Raw genomic sequence first — 902 nt, 5'->3', positions numbered from 1 at the left:
TTCCCTTTGGTACTGGTGGTAATACGTGATCGTTTCAGTAAACATTAACAGCAGCAGCATCGTACGCCGTGGTTTGAAAACAGCTTCCGGCAGGTTGAGGAAAGTGGCATAAGGGTTTCTGACGCTGATGGGTTTTAGGATGCGCTGTACATTTTTTACCTGCTCCCTGACCTTTCTTTCTGCGTACTGGTCGATCAGCCCGGCACTTAGCTTACGTTGGTAGTCCATGATCTTCTTATCCTGCTTCGGGCTGTTATCCATATACAGTAAGATGCAGCGGTTCGCATTGTCTTCATACAATTGCTCCCTGGTGGTGCAGCCGGATATGCAAACCGGGCCTTCTACATTCAGCGTTACCGTTTTCAGGTTGCCTTTGCTGTCTTTCAGCGTTACCGTCTTGCTAATCTTTCTTTTGCTTTGCAGCTCACGCAATGGATACAGTACCGCTTCCGCGCCGTCCATATCTTCAATGAGGAGCAATTTATGTTTCAGTTCTTCCTTGCCGAAGTAGTAAAAAGCGTTCATGCTTAGCGTGGTGATCTCTATTTTATCTTCTTCAGGCATCAGTGCGCTTACTCTTTCCTGCAACCAGGTCTTGCCCGTTCCGCTGGCACCCAGACACATCAGGTGCAGTGAGGTATGCCGTTTTCTGCTCGTATAGGTGAGGTAGGCGATCAGGCTGTTGGTTTCTTCGCCCACCAGGCCGCTTTGTGCGATCGCCTGTTTTGTCCGGGCTAACAGGTCGGGACTTTTCAGGTAAGCTATGGCCGCTTTGCGTTCCTGTTCGGTTAGCTGCCTTTTTTCAACCTGCTTGGGCTTCATCGCTTCCAGGCGTTCCGACCGGTAATTTTCTAAAGCAGTCGTTAGCTGGTTGATGGCCGTGCTGATCTCCGCCGTGCTTA

General features: G+C 49.9%; 1 protein-coding gene. It reads right to left on the bottom strand.

Features of this window, described 5'->3' with window-relative positions; translation table 11 throughout:
- Window positions 1-902: hypothetical protein (locus tag ACFQZI_RS19845; RefSeq protein WP_377145614.1), on the bottom strand; the 902-nt coding region annotated here is incomplete at both ends.

It is taken from the genome of Mucilaginibacter lutimaris (genome assembly GCF_042676625.1).
GTDB lineage: Bacteria > Bacteroidota > Bacteroidia > Sphingobacteriales > Sphingobacteriaceae > Mucilaginibacter > Mucilaginibacter lutimaris.
Note: the sequence above shows the minus strand (reverse complement) of the source record. Positions and strands in the feature narration are given on the sequence as shown.